This window comes from Fulvivirga sp. M361 (assembly GCF_007097395.1).
In the GTDB taxonomy this organism is placed as follows: Bacteria; Bacteroidota; Bacteroidia; order Cytophagales; family Cyclobacteriaceae; genus Fulvivirga.
This window is the reverse complement of record NZ_VKDC01000075.1, coordinates 1-4842: the sequence shown is the minus strand read 5'-3', so window position 1 is coordinate 4842 and position 4842 is coordinate 1. Positions and strand designations below refer to the sequence as shown.

Below are 4842 nucleotides of genomic sequence, written 5' to 3'. Positions count from 1 at the left end.
GCCACTTGACTCCCACTCCTTCATCAACTCAAACATCTTAGATTCCTTGCTCATCGCTCTTTTTGTGAACAAAAATCACTATTCAGAAAGCATACAGCAATACGCCCAACACCGAAGGGATACCTCAAAAAAGATCGAACGGGAATTCAGCGATAGATCAAGCTGTACGTTATGTCTTTTGGAGGATTGTTTAACTTTAAGGATAAAACGTTTGTATGCCGTTTGTAAACATTTGTTAGTGTTTGAAGGTGGAATGACGTTTATACGGTTGTTGAGTGCAATTGTACGTATCAGAGCGTTATGCTGTTAAGAATTGCTAAATACGTTTAATCTTCTAACTGAATTCATTTACTTTGAACAAAAAACTTATGAGTAAGGACACTATTAAATGCAAATACATTTTTGATGAGGATTATAATCCACTCTATGTAAACGGAGCACAGGGCGGCATTAATAATCTTGGTGAAATAGTTGTCAATTTTTACCTTGAAAGAAACGCACTCCCCAAGTCTCAAACATTCTCTGTAGAAGATGGGAAAATGGGAAAGGAACGCCTAGATGCAATTGAGCCTTCAGATTTTAAAAACAGCTTTGTTAGAGTATTTCAGAATGGCGTGGTTATGAACTATCAAACAGCCAAAGAGGTTCATAAATGGTTAGGTGAACACATTAACAACTTAGAAAACATTATCGATGCGCAAAACAAAAAATAAAATATCAACAACACGAACTGCTGATTTCTTTGCAATTGCAGCGGTGAGTATGATAGCAGCGAACACAACTTGTGACCCGCAGATCATAGTCGATAATTCTGCTGAACCAAGGGTTAATCTTGTTTTTCAATCGACTCCTACATCTACCCGTTTTAATGATGCGAATCGTTATTCTCTTGATAAACTTAAACATAACAAGAGGGTATTAAGAAATTTAGCTAATCTAAAATCTAATTGGAATGGATACGGAGGTGAATCAATAGATCAAGATGTGATCGAAAAGACTGAAAAGATGCTCAGCGACTTAGACTATCAGCCACAAATATTTCCAACTGGTCGTGGAACAATACAGATTGAGTATTTTAAGAATGACGATAATCTTATAGAAATTGAGATATCAAATGAGGAAATATTTGTCTATAAGGCACAAAACGGAGAAGAATTTGAAGGCTCAGTAGAATTTGACAAACTGTCAGAAATAATTACTTCTTTTTATGCTTAATGATGAGATAGAAGACAGTGAATTTCTATTTCGGGGTGTTGTGACTCAAAACTGGGACTTTGAAAATGACCGCCCAACTTCTGCAACTTTTAAAGACTCAAAAGGTGTTTCAGTTGATCGTGATGGAGGTCGAGATGACAAAGATTGTATTGATAAGATCAAAACTGTAAATGATTTTCATGCGATTTGTAAAGTAATGACGAAAGATGTTAGAGATTTGGATGCTGTCGTTTTCTACAAGCCAGTACCGGAGAATGATTACCACTCAGAAATTCATGATTCCAACGAACGAATTCAAATGAAAGGTAAAAAACCGAGCAAAATTAGAGAAAGGTCGATAGTGGTTTACAAGAAATAAAAGCACTCAATCGAGCCTGACCTGAGCCTTAATGACTCAGGTTGAGGCTCTCACACCACCCGACTAACGGGCCTCGTATCGGGCGGTTCGTAAAGCATAAGGCCATCGCTCTTCACTCTCTCAGTCGCTCGGGTTTGCGAGTGACGACTATCAATTAGGCCTCCGGCCGGTTTTAGTAATTAAGACTTCAAATGTCATCTTTCACCCGCTGGCGCGCATATGGCGCTATCGCCATGCGTGCTGGTTTAGGAATAGGGTTTTTAATCCGGGTGAATTACCTTAATAGATTCGTATTTATCCCGTCTATCAATCCATTCTTTAGCCTCAACAGCCCTCAAAAAAGATTGAGCGGTAATTCAGCAATAGAATAGACTGTGTATTATGTCTTTTGGAGGATTGTTTAACTTTAAAGAGAAAACGTTTGTAAGTGTTTGAAAGTGGAATAGCGTATATACAGTTTTAGATTTAATCCTGACACAAAAGAAGATTACGTTTCAATTGACCGACCCGAAACGGGAAATACTCATGACTTTTTTGTTAATTTGAGAAACGTTGAATTAATATGGAGAAACTCAGATTTATAGATCTCTTTTGCGGAATTGGTGGGTTTAGACTTGGCTTTGAAGAAGCTTGCAAGGAACATGATATTATTTCTGAGTGTGTTTTTTCATCCGACATTGATCCACATTGTCAGCTAGCATACGAACACAATTTCGGTGAACTACCGAAGGGTGACATAACTCAAATTTCAGAAACTGAAATTCCAGATCATGACGTCTTATTAGCAGGTTTTCCTTGCCAAGCATTTAGCATTATTGGACATATGAAGGGCTTTCAGGACACTCGTGGAACATTGTTTTTCGACATTGCCAGAATTCTGAATGAAAAGAAACCAAAGGCATTCATTTTAGAAAATGTCAAACAACTTGTCGGACATGATAAGGGTAAGACTCTAAAAGTTATTCTCGAATCACTGAAAGAGATTGGATATCATGTACAATACAGTGTTTTAAATGCATTGGATTATGGGCTTCCTCAAAAAAGGGAGAGGGTAATAATTGTAGGACATAGAGAAACTATACTATTCAATTTTCCTAGTCCTCAAAGGAATTACACCCCCCTTGAAGAGATTTTGGAAACTCATGTTGATCAAAAGCATTACGCCTCAGATTATATTCAAAATAAGCGTAAAACAAAACACACATCTTCATATCCGCTTTCAATTTGGCACGAAAACAAATCGGGGAATATTTGCTCATACCCGTATTCCTGCGCTTTGCGAGCTGGCGCCTCTTACAATTACCTTTTAGTTAATGGAGAAAGACGGTTAACATCGAGAGAAATGCTCCGCCTTCAAGGTTTTCCTGATGGTTATGAAGTAATTGTAACAGATGGTCAATTAAGAAAACAAGCTGGAAATGCTGTCCCAGTGAACATTGTCAAAGCTGTGGCTCAAAAACTATTACCATTTATCTCAGAAACTATCGACACAAGTCTCGTTTTAAGGGAATACGAGGTAAAATATGGGAATAAATGAGCAAGAAATCGCCAAAACTTCGAACTGTAAATAAATCTATTCCTCCCTATCCTTTAAATAGATTTCCATCTGATTTTCCGTTCTCATTAGGAAAGGAAATAGTCTACCTCCTTGCTACTAAAGGCAAAGCTAACTTGGAGGGCTCAGAGTGGGAAGAAATCTTTGCAACCTGTATTGGGGCAGAATGGAAACCATCAAATGTGGGACTTGATGACATTGTTCTTGGAAATACTGCATGGGGAGCAAAAACAGTTAAGGCTACAAATCCCGAAACACAACAAAAGGTAAGATTAATATCAGGAAGAAACTCTATTGTGTACTCTTTCGGGGAAACAATTGATACAAGTGTTGATCCAAACCTTCCTGGTGAACAAGTTTTGGAGATTTGGAATGAAAGAGTTTCGGCAATCCGTGAGAAATACAAACACCTTCGAACTGTGGTTCTTGTGAAATCAAATGACCTTTCTGTTGTTAACGTCTTTGAATTCGATACGATCCGTTACGATCCTGAACTCTATTATTGGGAATGGAATAAAAACCACAATTTAGTTGGGTTTGAAAAATCGTCGAAGGAACATCTATTCACTTGGCAACCACATGGATCTCAATTCACAATCTTGGAAAAGATCCCTTCTGATTGTTTGATTATTCGAATTCAACCCCCTCCCACACTAGACAAAGAAACGGTGCTTGACTCTTTGAACTTCACAAATGACTGGATAACAATCTTGAATAACAATGGCTGATACTTTCACAAAAGAGGAAAGAAGCCAAATAATGAAGAAAGTTAAATCCTCAAAGAATAAATCGACCGAGTTCAAATTAATCGAACTATTTAAGTACTATGGCATAAAAGGATGGAGAAGAAATTTCAAACTCTTTGGAAAACCAGATTTCGTGTTTCCAAAACTTAGGATTGTTGTTTTTGCAGATGGGTGCTTTTGGCATGGGCATAACTGCAGAAACTTGAAACCCGAACAGAACAAGGAATACTGGGAACAGAAGATTAAACGGAACATTAAACGAGACCAACTGGTAACTGAAAAATTAACTACTAAGAACTGGACCGTTCTACGTTTCTGGGAATGTCAAATTAGAAAAGGAAAAATAGAAGAATTGGTTAATTGTGTCAGGACAAAAGTCTAATCGAGTACGTATAACAAACTTTTCAGGCTTTTCGATTTCCTACCATCACCACCGTGTTAGCCTGGCTGTGCTTCGGACTTGCTATTACCAAGACTATCCGTTAGATCTATCCACATGATTACGTACAAACAGTATCGAAAAGAAGTAAATCTCAATGGCGCCTCGGGTAATCATATCATAGATACACCATCTACCTGAAAAGATATCCGGAATATTCACTTGAGTCCACAGATAGAAAATGCTGCCATAAATGAAGCCCGAGCGGACAACTCTACCTCTCAGTCGCTCGGGTTTCCGAGTGACGACTATCAATTAGGCCTCCGGCCGGTTTTAGTAATTAAGACTTCAAATGTCATCTTTCACCCACTGGCGCGCATATAGCGATAGCGCCATGCATGCTGGTTTAGGAATAGGATTTGTAATCCGGGTGTACTTTAGAGGTAGCTTTCGGGGTATGATACGGCAATGTTTTATCATAAAAACTATCCAAAATAAGTTCACCAAGAATATGCGCATTACAAATGCTAAATGTTCGATCTTAAAAGAAAATGGGAACGCATTACGCTTTGCTAAATACGCTCCGGAA

7 protein-coding genes are annotated in these 4842 nt (G+C 38.1%); all 7 read left to right on the top strand.

Annotated elements, in window-relative coordinates; translation table 11 throughout:
* Positions 1–368: 368 nt before the first annotated feature.
* Entirely contained in the window at positions 369–713 is a 345-nt protein-coding gene (locus FNH22_RS31450) for a hypothetical protein (protein WP_143402510.1), read from the top strand.
* Positions 694–1215 carry a hypothetical protein gene (locus FNH22_RS31445; RefSeq protein ID WP_143402509.1) on the top strand — a complete coding sequence of 174 codons (522 nt, stop codon included), beginning with the start codon at positions 694–696 and terminating at the stop codon, positions 1213–1215. Before FNH22_RS31450 ends, FNH22_RS31445 begins: the two co-directional genes overlap by 20 nt.
* Positions 1208–1573, top strand: a complete 366-nt coding sequence (locus FNH22_RS31440; protein ID WP_143402508.1) for a hypothetical protein — start codon at positions 1208–1210, stop codon at positions 1571–1573. Before FNH22_RS31445 ends, FNH22_RS31440 begins: the two co-directional genes overlap by 8 nt.
* A 562-nt stretch (positions 1574–2135) precedes the next feature.
* Positions 2136–3110, top strand: a complete 975-nt coding sequence (locus FNH22_RS31435; RefSeq protein ID WP_143402507.1) for a DNA cytosine methyltransferase — start codon at positions 2136–2138, stop codon at positions 3108–3110.
* Positions 3107–3856, top strand: a complete 750-nt coding sequence (locus FNH22_RS31430) for a hypothetical protein (RefSeq protein ID WP_143402506.1) — start codon at positions 3107–3109, stop codon at positions 3854–3856. Before FNH22_RS31435 ends, FNH22_RS31430 begins: the two co-directional genes overlap by 4 nt.
* A complete protein-coding gene (gene vsr, locus FNH22_RS31425; RefSeq protein ID WP_143402505.1) occupies positions 3849–4256 on the top strand; it encodes a very short patch repair endonuclease in 408 nt (135 codons plus the stop codon). Before FNH22_RS31430 ends, vsr begins: the two co-directional genes overlap by 8 nt.
* A gap of 349 nt (positions 4257–4605) precedes the next feature.
* Positions 4606–4842, top strand: a 237-nt coding sequence (locus FNH22_RS32515) for a hypothetical protein (RefSeq protein ID WP_221420395.1), incomplete at its 3' end; no start/stop codon positions are given.

Coding starts and splice junctions, on each gene's coding strand:
- FNH22_RS31440 (WP_143402508.1), top strand. CDS start 1,208: ATGCTTAATGATGAGATAGAAGACAGTGAATTTCTATTTCGGGGTGTT.
- FNH22_RS31450 (WP_143402510.1), top strand. CDS start 369: ATGAGTAAGGACACTATTAAATGCAAATACATTTTTGATGAGGATTAT.
- vsr (WP_143402505.1), top strand. CDS start 3,849: ATGGCTGATACTTTCACAAAAGAGGAAAGAAGCCAAATAATGAAGAAA.
- FNH22_RS31435 (WP_143402507.1), top strand. CDS start 2,136: ATGGAGAAACTCAGATTTATAGATCTCTTTTGCGGAATTGGTGGGTTT.
- FNH22_RS31445 (WP_143402509.1), top strand. CDS start 694: ATGCGCAAAACAAAAAATAAAATATCAACAACACGAACTGCTGATTTC.
- FNH22_RS31430 (WP_143402506.1), top strand. CDS start 3,107: ATGAGCAAGAAATCGCCAAAACTTCGAACTGTAAATAAATCTATTCCT.